The 14,800-nt window shown below is 56.9% G+C and carries 11 protein-coding genes; 6 read left to right on the top strand and 5 right to left on the bottom strand.

Annotated elements, in window-relative coordinates; all coding sequences use genetic code 11:
* Positions 1-11: 11 nt before the first annotated feature.
* The 5 genes from Q0932_RS07815 (at position 12) to Q0932_RS07795 (ending at position 8,834) form a co-directional block, all read left to right on the top strand.
* Positions 12-2,195 carry a thiamine pyrophosphate-dependent enzyme gene (locus Q0932_RS07815; protein WP_299351112.1) on the top strand — a complete coding sequence of 728 codons (2,184 nt, stop codon included), beginning with the start codon at positions 12-14 and terminating at the stop codon, positions 2,193-2,195.
* Positions 2,192-3,226 (top strand): ACP S-malonyltransferase, encoded by a 1,035-nt coding sequence (locus Q0932_RS07810; RefSeq protein ID WP_299351110.1) that lies wholly within the window; start codon positions 2,192-2,194, stop codon positions 3,224-3,226. The genes Q0932_RS07815 and Q0932_RS07810 overlap by 4 nt, the downstream gene beginning before the upstream one ends.
* A 217-nt stretch (positions 3,227-3,443) precedes the next feature.
* A complete protein-coding gene (locus Q0932_RS07805; protein ID WP_299351108.1) occupies positions 3,444-4,781 on the top strand; it encodes a biotin/lipoyl-binding protein in 1,338 nt (445 codons plus the stop codon).
* 1 nt (position 4,782) lies between these two features.
* Positions 4,783-7,923 carry an efflux RND transporter permease subunit gene (locus Q0932_RS07800; RefSeq protein WP_299351106.1) on the top strand — a complete coding sequence of 1,047 codons (3,141 nt, stop codon included), beginning with the start codon at positions 4,783-4,785 and terminating at the stop codon, positions 7,921-7,923.
* A 74-nt stretch (positions 7,924-7,997) separates the two neighbouring features.
* Positions 7,998-8,834 carry a 3-keto-5-aminohexanoate cleavage protein gene (locus Q0932_RS07795; protein WP_299351104.1) on the top strand — a complete coding sequence of 279 codons (837 nt, stop codon included), beginning with the start codon at positions 7,998-8,000 and terminating at the stop codon, positions 8,832-8,834.
* 8 nt (positions 8,835-8,842) lie between these two features.
* Here Q0932_RS07795 and nadC read toward each other — a convergent pair whose 3' ends face one another.
* From nadC to Q0932_RS07770, 5 genes are all read right to left on the bottom strand, one after another.
* On the bottom strand, positions 8,843-9,691 hold the full coding sequence (gene nadC / locus Q0932_RS07790; RefSeq protein WP_299351102.1) for a carboxylating nicotinate-nucleotide diphosphorylase: 849 nt from the start codon (positions 9,689-9,691) through the stop codon (positions 8,843-8,845).
* On the bottom strand, positions 9,688-11,259 hold the full coding sequence (locus Q0932_RS07785) for an L-aspartate oxidase (protein ID WP_299351100.1): 1,572 nt from the start codon (positions 11,257-11,259) through the stop codon (positions 9,688-9,690). Before Q0932_RS07785 ends, nadC begins: the two co-directional genes overlap by 4 nt.
* A 7-nt stretch (positions 11,260-11,266) precedes the next feature.
* Positions 11,267-12,304 carry a quinolinate synthase NadA gene (nadA, locus tag Q0932_RS07780; protein ID WP_299351455.1) on the bottom strand — a complete coding sequence of 346 codons (1,038 nt, stop codon included), beginning with the start codon at positions 12,302-12,304 and terminating at the stop codon, positions 11,267-11,269.
* Positions 12,305-12,667: 363 nt separating this feature from the next.
* Positions 12,668-13,405, bottom strand: coding sequence for an SDR family oxidoreductase (locus Q0932_RS07775; protein WP_299351098.1), 738 nt, complete (start codon positions 13,403-13,405; stop codon positions 12,668-12,670).
* A gap of 163 nt (positions 13,406-13,568) precedes the next feature.
* A complete protein-coding gene (locus tag Q0932_RS07770; protein ID WP_299351096.1) occupies positions 13,569-14,072 on the bottom strand; it encodes a MarR family transcriptional regulator in 504 nt (167 codons plus the stop codon).
* 219 nt (positions 14,073-14,291) lie between these two features.
* On the opposite strand from Q0932_RS07770, the gene Q0932_RS07765 reads away from it, so the two are divergent.
* The gene (locus tag Q0932_RS07765; RefSeq protein ID WP_299351095.1) at positions 14,292-14,762 is read left to right on the top strand and encodes a MarR family winged helix-turn-helix transcriptional regulator; all 471 of its coding nucleotides are present in this window, start codon (positions 14,292-14,294) and stop codon (positions 14,760-14,762) included.
* Positions 14,763-14,800 lie beyond the last annotated feature (38 nt).

Raw genomic sequence — 14,800 nt, 5'->3', positions numbered from 1 at the left:
AAGGGTCTGACATGGATCGTGCAGATGTTGTCGACCAAGCGTTTCGCCAGAGGCTGAACACCAACGACTTGCCTCAGGGTGGTGTAGCCACTGGGCCGCTTGACGCGACCGAGGCCGTCACCATTTTCAGGGCGCAATGCCTCAGCCGCAATCTTGACCGCAGGTCGCGCAAGATGCAGGCCGCTGGTCAGGGCTATTACACCATCGGCTCATCCGGTCACGAAGGCATGGCCGCAGTCGCTGCAGCACTGCGCCCCGATGACATGGCCTTTCTGCACTATCGCGATGGGGCGTTTCAGACCATGCGCTCAGCACAAGTTCCCGGTGTAACGCCGACTTGGGATATGCTGCTCAGCTTTGCCACCTCGCGCGAAGATCCGATGTCGGGCGGGCGCCACAAGGTGCTGGGCTCCAAAGCGTTGAACATCCCGCCGCAGACATCGACAATTGCCAGTCACCTTCCGAAAGCTGTCGGCGCAGCCTATTCCATCGGCCTCGCCAAGCGACATAGCCCGGAACACAAGGTTCTGGCTGATGACAGCATTGTCATGTGTTCGTTCGGGGATGCGTCGTCCAACCATTCAACTGCTCAGGGCGCGATCAACAGCGCGTGCTGGACCTCTTACCAATCGGTCCCGATGCCGATGCTGTTCGTGTGCGAGGACAACGGCATTGGCATCTCGACCCGCACGCCAAGGGGATGGGTTGGGGCTAACTATTCCAAGCGTCCCGGTCTGAAGTATTTCCACGCCAACGGGTTGGATATCTTTGACACGTATCGCGCTGCGCGAAAGGCGGCGGCTTACGTAAGAACCTGCCGCAAACCGGCGTTCCTCCACCTGACTTTGGTACGGCTCTATGGGCATGCCGGCTCTGACCTTCAGCAAGCTTACCTTCCAAAGAAGGTCTTTGAAGACTGGGAAGCCGATGATCCTTTGATGCATTCAGCGCGTCTCTTGATCGATGCGGGCATCCTGAGTTCCAAAGAGGCATTAAGGATTTATGACGAGGCCGAGGCACGCTGCGAACGTGTTGCAGCAGAAGTTGTCACCCGACCCCGACTGAAATCGGCAGGCGATGTTATGGCCAGCCTCATCCCACCCAAGCGGGCTTGTGCGCCAAGCAATGGCCCGTCCGCTGCCGAACGCGACGCAGCCTTTGGCTCGGACGTCAAGCAACTGGAGACACCACAGCACATGTCGCGCCTGCTGAACTGGGCGCTCACCGATCTTATGCTCGAGCATGGCGAATTGGTGATGATGGGCGAGGACGTCGGGCGCAAAGGCGGTGTCTATGGTGTGACGCAAAAGCTGATCGACCGGTTTGGCGCGGATCGCATGATCGACACCTTGCTGGACGAACAATCCATCCTTGGGTTGGCCATGGGGATGGCCCACAACGGCTTTTTGCCGATGCCGGAAATCCAGTTCCTTGCCTATCTACACAATGCCGAAGACCAGATCCGGGGCGAGGCTGCAACGCTCAGCTTCTTTTCCAATGGTCAGTTCACCAACCCGATGGTCCTGCGGATCGCCGGACTTGGGTATCAAAAGGGTTTTGGTGGCCATTTCCACAATGACAATTCCTTGGCCGTATTGCGCGACATTCCCGGCGTCATCATCGCCTGCCCTTCGAACGGAGAAGACGGCGCAAAAATGCTGCGAGAATGCGTCAGACTGGCCCGCGAGGAACAGCGCGTCGTGGTGTTTGTTGAACCCATCGCGCTCTATCCGATGCGTGACCTGCACGAAGAGAAAGATGGCGGCTGGTTGCGCCGGTATCCTTCGCCAGATCAGATCATATCACTGGGTGAAGTTGGCGTTACAGGGGACGGCCCGCTAGCCATCGTGACCTACGGCAATGGCCATTACCTTAGCCAGCAAGCCGCGCGCATCCTGTCCGAACAAGGCATCGAAACCCGTATCATTGACATGCGTTGGCTGGCCCCCTTGCCAAAAGAGGGCATTCTGCAAGCCATTGATGGGGCTGAAAAAGTGCTTGTTGTAGACGAGTGTCGCACCACAGGCAGTCAATCCGAGGCCCTGATGGCCATGCTGGCCGAAAACTGCTCGCTGCCATTTGCGCGACTGGCCGCCGAAGACAGTTTCATCGCCACCGGCCCGGCCTATGCCGCCACGATGCCATCACGCGACTCGATTGTTGATGCAGCCCAAACGCTCTGGAGCTCCTCATGACCCTCAAGGCCGTTGTCGTCGCGCCGGGACGCGGCACCTATAACAAACCTGAGCTTGGCTATTTGAAACGCCACCATGCATCGCAAAACGCATTGCTCGGCTCATTCGACGCATTCCGCGAGGCGCGAGGCCAAAAGACTGTCTCGGACCTTGATAGGGCCGCGCGGTTCAGCGGGCCGACACATACGCGGGGGGACAACGCCTCGCCCTTGATCTACGCCTGTGCCTATTCGGATTTTCATTCTCTGGATCGCGACCGCATCGACGTGGTTGCCGTAACTGGCAACTCAATGGGCTGGTACATCGCATTGGCGTGTGCCGGGGCGCTGGAAGCAATGGGTGGGCTGCAGGTTGTAAACACCATGGGAACACTGATGCAAGACCACTTGATCGGGGGGCAGTTGATCTATCCTTTTGTTGATGAAAACTGGCAACCAATCCCTGACCGCAAGCAAAAAATCCTGAACATCATGGACCGCATAGATGCGATGGAGGATCACACCCTGAGCCTGTCTATTGATCTTGGCGGAATGTTGGTGCTTGCGGGCAACGCCGCTGGGTTGGAAGCGTTTGAATCCGCAATGCCGCGCGTTCAGGACCGTTTTCCCATGCGCCTGCAAAACCACGCAGGCTTTCATACTGCGTTGCAAAAGCCCGTCGCAGCCTTGGGGCAAAAGGCCCTGTCAAAAGACCTGTTCCAGCAGCCAGATCTTCCGCTTGTCGATGGACGCGGCGCGATTTGGTGGCCGCACGCGAGCGATCCTGCGGCACTCTGGGATTACACCCTGAATCACCAAGTTGTTGAACCTTATGATTTTTCCACCGCAATCCGCAGCGCAGCACGCGAATTCATGCCCGATCTGTTCATCGTTCTCGGACCAGGAACGACTCTGGGCGGGGCCGTTGCGCAGTCCCTGACGCTTGGGACTTGGAAAGGTTGGCGCGCGAAGGCGGACTTTCAGGCGGCGCAGTCTCAGCAGCCAAAGCTGATCTCTATGAGCTTGCCAGATCAACGCGCTCAAGTCTGCTAGCTCAGCGCAAAAACCTTTGATCTGCAGCGACGGAGTTGCGAGGCACATACGTTAAGTACCGAATAGACAAACCGGGCGGGTCAGTCAGTATTGAATTGGCCGCATGCTGTTTTTACACTGGGGCTTTTTCGATGCGACGCCCTGTGCAATCATGCCGCTCAAGTTTTGTGTGGGTCCCAGTTCGGTGGCCCTTTTTACTAGGATACGGATGTTGCCCATGAACCTGCGCCCCCTGCTGATTATTCCCCCGCTTGCCATCGCCGCGGCCGTCACGTTCTGGATGAACCAGAGCAAGGCCCCTGCCCCTTCCGCCCCCCCAGAAGGCCGCTTGGCCGTGCGTGCGATGGCAATTGAGCCGCATCCTGTCAGCGCCGTCGCAATTGGATATGGCCGGGTCGAGGCTGTGCGCGATTGGTCTGCCGTGGCCGAAGTTGAAGGGCGGGCAGTGAAAGTTCCTGAAGGGCTGGCCATCGGGTCGATTGTCGAAAAAGGCGCCCTGCTGGTGGAAATCGACCGCACGGATTACGAGTTGTCGCGGGAAAAGGCTTTGGCCAACATCGCCTCGGTCAAGGCCCAGATCACCGAGTTGGATCGTCAGGAAGAAAACACCCGCCATTCACTTGAGGTGGAAGAGCGCATTCTACAAGTGGCGCAGGATGAATTTGACCGCGTAGACTCGTTGGTCAAAAAAGGGACGTCCACGATGGCGGCTCTGGACACCGCCCGCAAAACGCTTTTGCTGCAAACCTCCTCGGTCACCAACCTGAACAACACTCTGGCGCTCTATCCATCCAAGCGTCAATCACTGCAATCAACGCTCTCTGTCCGCGAGGCGGAACTGGCCGAAGCAGAGCGAGCCATCTCTAAAGTGACACTTCATGCGCCATTTCGGGCACGGATTACCGAACAAAACATCGATCAGGGCCAGTTCGTTCGCACAGGCGACAAATTGATGGTTCTGGATGATATCTCGGCCGTCGAGATCACCGCCGAAGTTCAACCCTCTTCGTTCGGTCCTATGATGGGTGTTGCATTTGCAAACCTCGGGGGCAGTGAAGTCGTGATGGACACAACAAAAGCCGTTGAGATTTTTGACAATATTGGCCTGACGGTTGAAGTCAGTCAGGCGCTGGCTGGGCTGAATGCGCGCTGGTCGGCAAAAATTGTGCGGATGCGCGGCACTATGGACGTCGACACCGGCAGCCTCGGGATTGTGGTACGTGTGGATGAACCTCTTGCTGGCGTACGGCCGATCAATCGCCCCCCTCTCAATGTGGGGTCGTTTGTCGAAGTGGCCTTCTCGACGCCCGAAGTCGAAAACCTCATCACCGTTCCTCGGCATGCTGTGCATTATGACGAGGAGGGAGACGCCTTTGTGTATCTCTCCAACTCCGACAACCGACTTGTGAAACAAGCCATTCGTATTGGCACGGTCGTTGGCGGCGACCTTCTGGTCGAAGACGGCCTGAACGGCGGTGAAACGCTGGTGCTGTCTGATCCACATCCACCCGTTTTGGGCATGGCATTGACCTTGGTGCAAAGCGAGGGTCAGTAACATGATTGGCTGGTTTGTTCGGCACCCCGTAGCTGCCAATCTGTTCATGGTTTTGATTTGCATGTTGGGCGTTACTTTCGCGCTCAACATCAAGCGTGAAACCTTTCCTGAAATTGCCCCGTCTACTGTTCAGGTTTCAGTTGTTTACACCGGTGCGTCTGCACAGGACGTCGACGAGGAGATTTGCGAACCCTTAGAGGACGCCATCAGCGGCACATCCGGGCTGGATGACCTGAACTGCCTGTCCACTGACGGCCTTGCAACAGCAACGGCGGAACTTGAAGAAGGTGGCGACACCATCGAGTTCTACAACGATATTTTTTCCGCCGTATCGGGCATCAACGACTTTCCAACAGACGCAGAAACGCCTGCGGTCAACCTTGTGGGTCGCACCGATTTGATCGCGATGATCGCTATTTCGGGAATCGAAGGAAAACGAGGGCTGAAAGAGTACGCCGACACACTGGCGGACAAGCTTCAGTCTATTGATGGTGTCACCGAAGCTACCGTGACAGGGATCACCGACCGTGAGTTGCGGGTGACTTTTACAGAACAGGCCCTGCGCCGATACAATCTGAGCAGCAGCGATATCGTCGCAGCGATCAACGCGCGGTCTCTGCGTCAGCCTTTGGGCGAAGTCTCAACAGACTCTGGCCATTTCGTTTTACGCTACTCTGACGCCCGGCGCTCTATCACTGAACTGCAGGACCTCATCATCCTGCATAACTCAGGCGGTGGAATGGTGCGCCTCGGTGATCTGGCCGAAGTTCGGATCGTGGATGCGGATGAAAATCTGCAATCCTTCATAGATGGTCGGCAAGCCGCGATTATCTATGTCAACAAATCCAAAGAAGCTGACGCCTTGCGCACCTTTGACAAGGTCGAAGTGATGCTGGCCGAGGAACGAGCCGCCTATCCCGAACCTTTTGATATCACGATCACCTTCAATGTGACCGATCTCGTGGCAGAACGCCTGTCGCTCATTCTGGAAAACACCGGTCTTGGTCTGATCCTGGTGTTTGCCGTGATGTGGATGTTCTTTAATCTCCGAGACGCGCTTTGGATTTCCGCTGCCTTGCCGGTTTCCTTCCTCGGCGGGTTGTTCCTGATGCAAGTCTTTGGGCTGTCGATCAACATGATTACGCTTGTCGCCCTATTGATGGCTGTTGGCCTGATCATGGATGACTCGATTGTCATTGCCGAGAATATAGCACGCTGGCGTCTCAAGGTTTCGCCCCGCGAGGCCGCGATACGTGGGACCAAAGAAGTGTTTCCCGGCGTTGCGTCATCCTTTCTCACCACCGCCTGCGTTTTTACACCCCTAATGTTCCTGTCCGGTGACACGGGCCAGATCCTGCAATTCATTCCAATGGTTTTGTTGCTGACACTGGCCCTGTCCCTCGTCGAAGGGTTCCTGATCCTGCCCAACCACCTGAGCCATGTTCACGTTAATCCTGATGAACCGCCCAAAGAACGGCTCGCTGCACGCCTTTTGGAACGCTTCCGCGACAAGTTCGTTATCCCGATTACTGCCGCCGCTGTGCGCTGGCGCTATTTCACCATCGGCGCGGTTGTGGGCCTGTTCGTGATGACGGTTGGGTTGATCCCTGCGGGTTATGTCAAAATGATCGGTTTCCCTGCCGTCGAAGGCGACACAGTTGTTGCCCGCGTTTCGCTGACCACAGGAATTCCGCGCGAACGCACTGTCACCACGGTTGACCAATTGGTTGCAGCGCTGAACCGTGTCGACGCCCGACTTTCAGAGAACACCGAAGGTCAGCAGCCCCTGGTTCAACGGGTTCTGGTTCAATATGGCACCAACGCAGATGTCAAAGACAACGGCTCAAACACTGCGACGATTACGGTCGATCTGTTGAAAAGCGCGCAGCGCAACGTTGCAGCTGACGACATGTTGGCAATGTGGCGCGACGAAACCGGACCGATCCCGGACCTGATCCAAGCCAGCTTTGTGCAGGCCGAGGTTGGCCCCGGCGGGTCCGATCTGGATGTTGAGGTGTCTGGGCGTGATCTTGAGCAAGTCGAAGACGCCACGGCCGACCTGCTGGCCGCGCTCATTTCCCGACCGGATGTGACTGAAGCCTTCACCGACTTTTATGGTGGGCGGCAAGAGGTCCAGCTGACCCTGAATGAGTATGGCTATTCCGTCGGTCTGACGCCTCAATTCCTTGCGGATCAACTTCGTAGTGCCTTTGCCGGATCCGAGACCGACAGTTTCCGCACGGGTGTCTCCAGTGTCGCCGTACAGGTCCAACTGGATGACACGGTGTCCAACCTGACCCTGCTAGAAAGCTTCCCGGTGTCTGTTGGCAATGGCGAACAGACGGTTCTGTCATCCATTGCTGATATCAGACTGACCCAGAGCTATCCGGCCATTACCAGAAAGAACGGATTGGCGGTTGCGCGTATCCTTGGTCAGATCGATCGAAGCGCCACCACGTCCTCACTCCTTTCAGGCGTTGTTACGAATGAATTGGGCCCTGAACTGCAAGCCAAGTATCCCGGTGTTGTGATCAGCATTGGCGGCGCAACCGAAGATCAGGCCGAGTCACAGTCTTCAATGATGACGATGATGTTGATCGGACTTGGCGGCGTGTTCATGGTGCTGGCCTTCCAGTTTCGCAGCTATACCCTGCCGCTGGTCGTCATGCTGTCTATCCCCTTTGCCCTGATCGGAACGATCCTTGGGCATTGGGCACTGGGCATTGACATGGCGATGCCCTCCTTGATCGGTTTTGCCTCTCTTGCTGGGATCGTCGTGAACAACGCCATCCTGTTCCTGACGTTCTTTCAGACACATTTGGAAGGAGACGACCATGTGGCTGCGACACTGGACGCCGTGCGCGCCCGATTCCGGCCAATTCTGCTGTCGACGGGAACAACCGTTGTCGGTCTGGTGCCTCTGATTTTGGACACAAGCCCACAGGTTCAGATCATGGTTCCTCTGGTCGTCGCTGTTGCGGCTGGTCTGACCGCATCCATGATCCTCGTGATCATTGTACTGCCCGCTCTCTTGTCGATTTACTTCGACGTGGCCTCGGTGCGCAAATGGGTCAGTCAGTTCGATCCTGTTGATGCAGTGGAAGAACCCAAAGACAGTGCTGGCACATTGGCCCCGCTATAGGGCATGTTAGGTGGAACTGGGCAGGCTGTCGTGGTCTGCCCAATCCATATTCAGCTACGCGCAATGAGGCGATGATGACCAAACCCTGTATTATCTGTGTTGCGATCACTGGTTCCGTCGCCACCAAGGATGACAACTCTGCAGTGCCAATCACCGTGCCGGAACAAATCGAAAGTGTGCACGAATCCTTTGAAGCGGGCGCCAGCATCGCACATTGCCACGTCCGCAATGACGACGGCACCCCCAGCTCGGACCCAGACAAGTTCGCCCTGTTGAAAGAGGGGATTGAACGCCACTGTCCGGGCATGATCACGCAATTGTCCACCGGGGGTCGGTCCGGGGCCGGGTCCGCTCGGGGTGGCATGCTGCCACTGCGTCCGGATATGGCCTCGCTTTCAGTGGGGTCCAACAACTTTCCCACGCGCGTATATGAGAACCCGCCCGACCTTGTGGATTGGTTGGCCAGCGAAATGCGCACATACGAAGTAAAACCCGAGATCGAAGCCTTTGATCTCAGCCACATCCATCAAGCAGTGGCAATGAACCGCGATGGCCGCATTCCCGGTGCCTTGTACGTGCAATTTGTCATGGGCGTAAAAAACGCGATGCCCGTGGATCGGGATGTCTTTGACTATTACATCAAGACGATGGAGCGACTGGCGCCCGAGGCCGAATGGTGCGCTGCCGGCATTGGCCGACACCAGATTGAGATCAATGAATGGTCCATTGCCGCAGGTGGTCATACCCGCACCGGATTGGAAGACAATGTTCGGCTGGATCGCAACACGCTCGCGCCGTCAAATGCCGCGCTAGTGCAGCGTGCCGTAGACCTGTGTGAGAAGTACGAGCGCCCGGTTGCCACATGGCAAGACGCTCGGAAAATCCTTGGCCTACGGTCCGCAAACGTCTGACCGATTTCTTAGAAATCCAGTCCCAAATCAACCGTGCGGGCCGAGTGTGTCAGCGCGCCCGACGAGATGTAATCAACTCCGGTTGCAGCAATCGACGAGATACGTTCAAGCGTGACATTACCGCTTGCCTCGGTCAGCATTCGCCCATCCACCATGCGGACAGCTTCGCGCAGCCTGTCGTTGTCCATGTTGTCCAACAACACTACGCTGGCACCACCAACCTCAAGCACTTCGGCCAGTTGATCCAGCCGGTCCACTTCAATCTCAACCGCCATCATGTGTGAGGCATGTGCTTTGGTCGCCTCCAGAACGGCACTTACGCCCCCCGCCGCCGCGATGTGGTTGTCCTTGATGAGGATGGCGTCGGACAAGGAATAGCGATGATTGAAACCGCCGCCGTGGAGCACAGCCAGCTTCTCAACAATCCGCAATCCCGGCGTGGTTTTCCGTGTGCAGGTGACGCGTACCTTGTGGCCCTTGGCCGCCTCAACAAACCCGGCCGTTTTGGTCGCAATCCCCGTTAGCCGTCCGGCGAAATTCAACGCAACACGCTCGCCCGACAGGATCGATGCCGCCGATCCTTTGATCTCCATCAGCGTGTCGCCTTTGGCACAAAAACTCCCATCGCCAATCAGGGTCGTGATCTCAAGAGCTGGATCAACCAGACGAAACGCCAAGGCCGCAACCTGCATGCCTGAGACAACCGCGTCCTCGCGCACATTAATGCGAGCATGGTACTGGGTTTCTGCCGGAATCACCGCGCGGGTGGTCACATCGCCATAGCTGCCGAGGTCTTCCATCAACGCATTGCGAACAATCGGCTCAAGCACAAGGTCGGGAACAGTTGCGTAGGTCATGATGTCTCCTTGCCGTTCTGGTCACGCACTGCGAGCGCGTCACGCAGATACATATGCGATCGCTTGGCCGGCCCCGGGGCTGGGTCAGGAAAGTCTGAACGCTCATGCGCGCCACGACTTTCTTCGCGCAGCAGCGCCGCCGCTGCAATCAACGTGGCCGTTGCGCACATGTTCAGGAACGACGGGCTCTCCCCATAATCCTTTTCCAGCGCAGCAATCTGTTTCAAGGCCGCGCGCAGCCCCTCGCCGGTTCTGACAACACCCACCAAAGATGTCATCGTCTCGCGCAAGCTTTGTACTGCCTGCGGGTCGGGTGCATGGCCACCGCTTCCAAAGGTGATTGTCACCGGATCGCAATCATTGGCTGCGTTGGGCACAGCGGCCTCAATCCCTTCGGCACATATGCGGGCAAAAACCAGCGCCTCCAGCAACCCGTTTGAGGCAAGCCGGTTGGCACCATGCAACCCGGTGGATGACGCTTCGCCACAGACCCAGAGATTGCCCAGACTGGCGCGACCTTCGGTGCTCGTGGCAATGCCGCCCATGTGATAGTGGGCTGCGGCTGCAACCGGGATTGGGTCAACTGCCGGATCAATTCCGTTGCGTGCGCAGGCCTCTGCCACAGCTGGAAATTGCGTTTTGATGCGCGCGCCCAAGGCGTCTCGGGTATCCAGCATAGGCCGGTTGCCCGCCTGCGTTTGGGCAAAAATCTCGCGCGCGACCACATCGCGCGGGGCCAGTTCCGCGTCCGAGTGCAACGCCATCATAAACCGCTCACCAAGGCGGTTGATCAAAGTTGCGCCTTCTCCGCGCAGAGCTTCGGTCGCCAAGGGCGCCGGGTCTTCCCCAACATCCATCGCAGTGGGGTGGAACTGAACAAATTCGGCGTCTGAAATCTCGGCGCCAGCGCGCGCTGCCATGCCAATAACTTGCCCGCGGATACGTGCAGGGTTTGTCGTCAGCGCGTATAATCCCCCTGAACCACCACCGGCCAGAAGATAGGCTGCCCCTCGCAGCATGACGGCATTTGAGCGCGCAGCATCTGCAGCTTGAATGGCAACACCAGTGACCACGTTGTCCTGTGTCTCAAGCGAAACAGCCATTGTGCCTTCGAGCACTTGAACCGAGGGCGCGTTTCGCACCTGTTCGATCAACGCCGCCATAATCTCGGCACCGGCCTGATCTCCCTTGACCCGAACAACGCGCGCGAAACTGTGGGCCGCCTCGCGTGACAGGACATAGTTGCCGTCTTCGGTGCGATCAAAGGGCGTGCCCATGCGGGTCAGATCAAGGATATAGTCACGTGCCTCACGGGTGACGAGGTCAGCCACCTCGGCTGACACCGTCCCGGCACCGGCCTTAAGCGTGTCATCCGCGTGGTTTTGGGGCGTGTCGCCCTCACCAATTGCGGCGGCCACGCCACCCTGCGCCCAGGCAGAACTTGCCCCCTGCCCCAGTGTTTCCGGCGAGATCAGGACCACAGGCCGCGGCGCCAGCTTAAGCGCAGCATATAATGCGCCAAGCCCCGCGCCGACGATAACGATGCGGTCTGTGATGATCTCTTGCATGGCCCTGTCAGATACCCAGTTCGCGGGACAGATCAATCATGCGCTGGACAGACAGCCGCGCTTTTTCGGCGACCGCAGCATCCACTTCGACCTGATTGTCCATCGTGTGCAGAACGTAGAGCACCTTTTCCAGCGTGATTTTCTTCATGTAGGGGCACATGTTGCAGGGACCGACAAACTCGACCTCGGGCAGCTCATCAGCAATATTCGAGGCCATCGAACATTCGGTGATCAGCATCGCCTTTTCCGGCTTTTCTTCGGTCACGTACTTCAGGATGCCACTGGTAGAGCCTGAGAAATCCGCCTCGGCCACAACATCCGGCGGGCACTCGGGGTGCGCAATCAGCCGCGTACGGGGGTTCCATTCACGAAAATCGCGTAGATCCTTGGCCGTGTATTGCTCGTGCACGATGCAAGAGCCGGGCCAGTAAACCACGGTCTTGTGGCTTTCGTTGGCAATGTTCTGCGCCAGATACTGATCGGGCGTCATGATGACCGTGTCGCTCTCCATCGCGTTGACGATCTGCAGCGCATTGGACGACGTACAGCAGATATCCGAAGCGGCTTTGACTTCTGCGGTGGTGTTCACATAGGACACAACCGGCGCGCCGGGATACTTGGCCCGCATCTCTTCGACACCGTCCGCCGTGATGCTTTCCGCAAGGCTGCATCCCGCCGCCATGTCCGGCATCAAAACCGTCTTTTCTGGGCTGAGAATTTTCGAGGTTTCGGCCATGAAATGCACACCACATTGCACGATGACATCCGCATCGACATCAGTGGCCTTCATCGCCAGTTGCAAGCTGTCACCCACAAAATCCGAAACCCCGTGGAAAATCTCGGGCGTCATGTAGTTGTGGCCCAGGATCACCGCGTTGCGTTCTTTTTTCAGCGCATTGATGGCTTTGACATAGGGCGCGAAAGACACCCAGTCCGGCGGCGTCACGACCCGGTCCATCCGGTCGTAAATGTCCTTCATCGACTCGGCGAGTTTGACGTCTGGGCTAAGGTCGTAATGCTGGGACAGCACGTTGCGGACATGCATTTGATCAAGCAACGGGGTCGTCTCCGTTCTGTCGGAACCTGGGCGAGCGCTCCGGGTTGGTTACGAGGCCCGGCGCCCCCCCTCCTCCAGGGAAGTTTTCAGTCAGAAAACCAAGGCGCGATACGGACATCACAAAAGATGGCGTTGTCCTAACTGTCTCACCAACATTCCGCAACGCAGAATGGGAAAAACCACAAAAAATTCCCTGAAATCGCTGGCTTTTGCGTGCTCGTGGAGGACAGGCGGGCTTGTAACCGTGGTGTTTCGCGCATCACCGCGACTATTTGCGTTTGCATTCTACGGGCATCTTGCAAGCGCACGAGCTCGGCCGCTCGGAACCACCCAAATGGCGTGACGCCAGGCTTAGATCGACGTCAACGATCCCAAGCTTGCACCACCGCACACGAACAACGTCTGCCCCGTGACCCAGCCGTTGTCCGGATCAGCAAAAAACAGCGTTGCGCGCGCAACGTCTTCGGCCTTGCCCAAACGGCGCGTCGGTAGCGATGCGGCAAGTGATTTTGCCTTGTCACTTTCTTCGGGGATGTCTGTCGTCAGCATATCGGTCACAACCGGGCCCGGCGCGATGGCGTTCACCGTAATTCCGAGCGGCCCCAGCTCCAACGCCCAAGTGCGCGTCATCGCGATCATCGCCGCCTTGGTCGCGGCGTAGACGGTGCGCTGCTGAAGCCCGACAACGGCACGAGAGGACATATTGACGATACGTCCAAATCCCTTCGCCTTCATATTCGGCAGAACCGCCTGAGACAGGGTGATCGCCGCACGGACATGTAAGTTGTTCAGCATGTCAAACTCATCATCCGTGATCTTCCCCAGCATCGTATTCCGCACGACGCCCGCATTGTTCACTAGAATATCGACCTGCTCAGAAGCGCGAAGATGATCTGCGCAAGCCTTGACCGCCTCGGGGTCCGCAAGGTCGACGCATAACGACGTTACCTTGTCTGACTCTATCTCGAGTTCCCGGCGAGATACCGAAATGACCCGTGCGCCTTCAGCGAGCAGGTGTTGGGAAATTTCCTTGCCAATTCCGGCGCTTGCCCCGGTTACCAAAGCAGTTTTTCCGTTAAATCGGGACATGACACCTCTCCCTTACCAGCCCCTCTCTGGACCGAAACGTTCTCTGACAGACACCAAAGTCGTGTCTCTCACATTGAGAGAATTTATATGATTTTTCATTTTAATCAATTGAATTTTGCAAGTCACTTCGCTGGAGCGCCGCCCTGGAACCACGCCAAACGCGTCACTTTCCGGGTTCGCGAATGCCGAAATTTTTGAGGATCTTGTGCAGGGTCTGGATCAACGCAAGCCGTTCATCCTCATCAATCCCGGCCAGCATATCCTGATATTCCCTATGCATATCCGGCCAAAGCCGCGCGAACGAGGCACGACCATCTTCGGTGATGTGGATCGTGCGCACACGGCGATCATCCTCTGACGCAATACGCTCGATCATGCCCTGATTTTCCAACGCATCCAAAGCCCGGCTTAACGTAGATTGTTCAATCACGGTGAGCTGGATCAGTTCCTTGATCGACAGCCCGTTCTTGATGGTCAAAACAGCGAGTGTCCGCATCCGAACCGTGTTGAGCTTTTGCCGCCGCAAAGGGTCCTGCAGCTCCATATTCCAACTCGAGGATATCCGGTTCAGAAGATATGGAATAAAACTGGATAGCCCGATTTCGCCCAAAGACGGTTCAACGCCAACATCAGCAAGACCATGATCCAGCTCTGTTCCCCGAGACATCGCACTTAATTCCTATCAACGACCATTGCGGCCCTACTTTGCCGCAAGCATCCCATTGAGCCGTCCAAACAACAACCCAAAATTGCATGCAAGCGCAATGAAATGGCCACATAAGGCACAGCCGGTAGTAGCAATTTCAACTTTGACCGCTTAATCTGACCGCACCACGCCCAAGGTCGTCACCGACACTGCCCGTCGGTTTTGCAAAGCGGAGTCCACATGTCCGAAGCCAAGACCCCCACCGATCCCGAACAACAGCCAGACGATCTGCGCGGCCTTCCATCCTATCTGTTAACCCGGATCAGCCACCGTTACATGAAGGCAATCCGAACTGAATTGAAGTCCGTGAAGCTGAATACAATTGCGACGCGGGTCATCGCAGCACTGCGTGTTTTTCCGGGTCTGACCGTCAACGATCTCTGCTCTCATACAATTTCCGAGCAACCCACGATGAGTCACGCACTTGACCGTCTGGAAACCGATGGATTGATCTTTCGAAAAGTCCACGAAGACGACAGTCGCATTCGCCAAGTCTACCTCACCGACAAAGGCCATCAGATGTCCGAAAAGGTCTGGCCCGTCATTTTGGGCATGAATAACAAGATGATGCAGGGCATTTCCGAGGAAGACCGAAAAACCACTTTGCGGACGCTTAGCAAGATGTTCGACAACGTGGATCAAGCCAGGTGACAAACGAGGTTTTGACATATTACATGAAATTTAATATG

It is taken from the genome of uncultured Shimia sp., assembly GCF_947498095.1.
In the GTDB taxonomy this organism is placed as follows: domain Bacteria; phylum Pseudomonadota; class Alphaproteobacteria; order Rhodobacterales; family Rhodobacteraceae; genus Shimia.
Note: the sequence above shows the minus strand (reverse complement) of the source record. Positions and strands in the feature narration are given on the sequence as shown.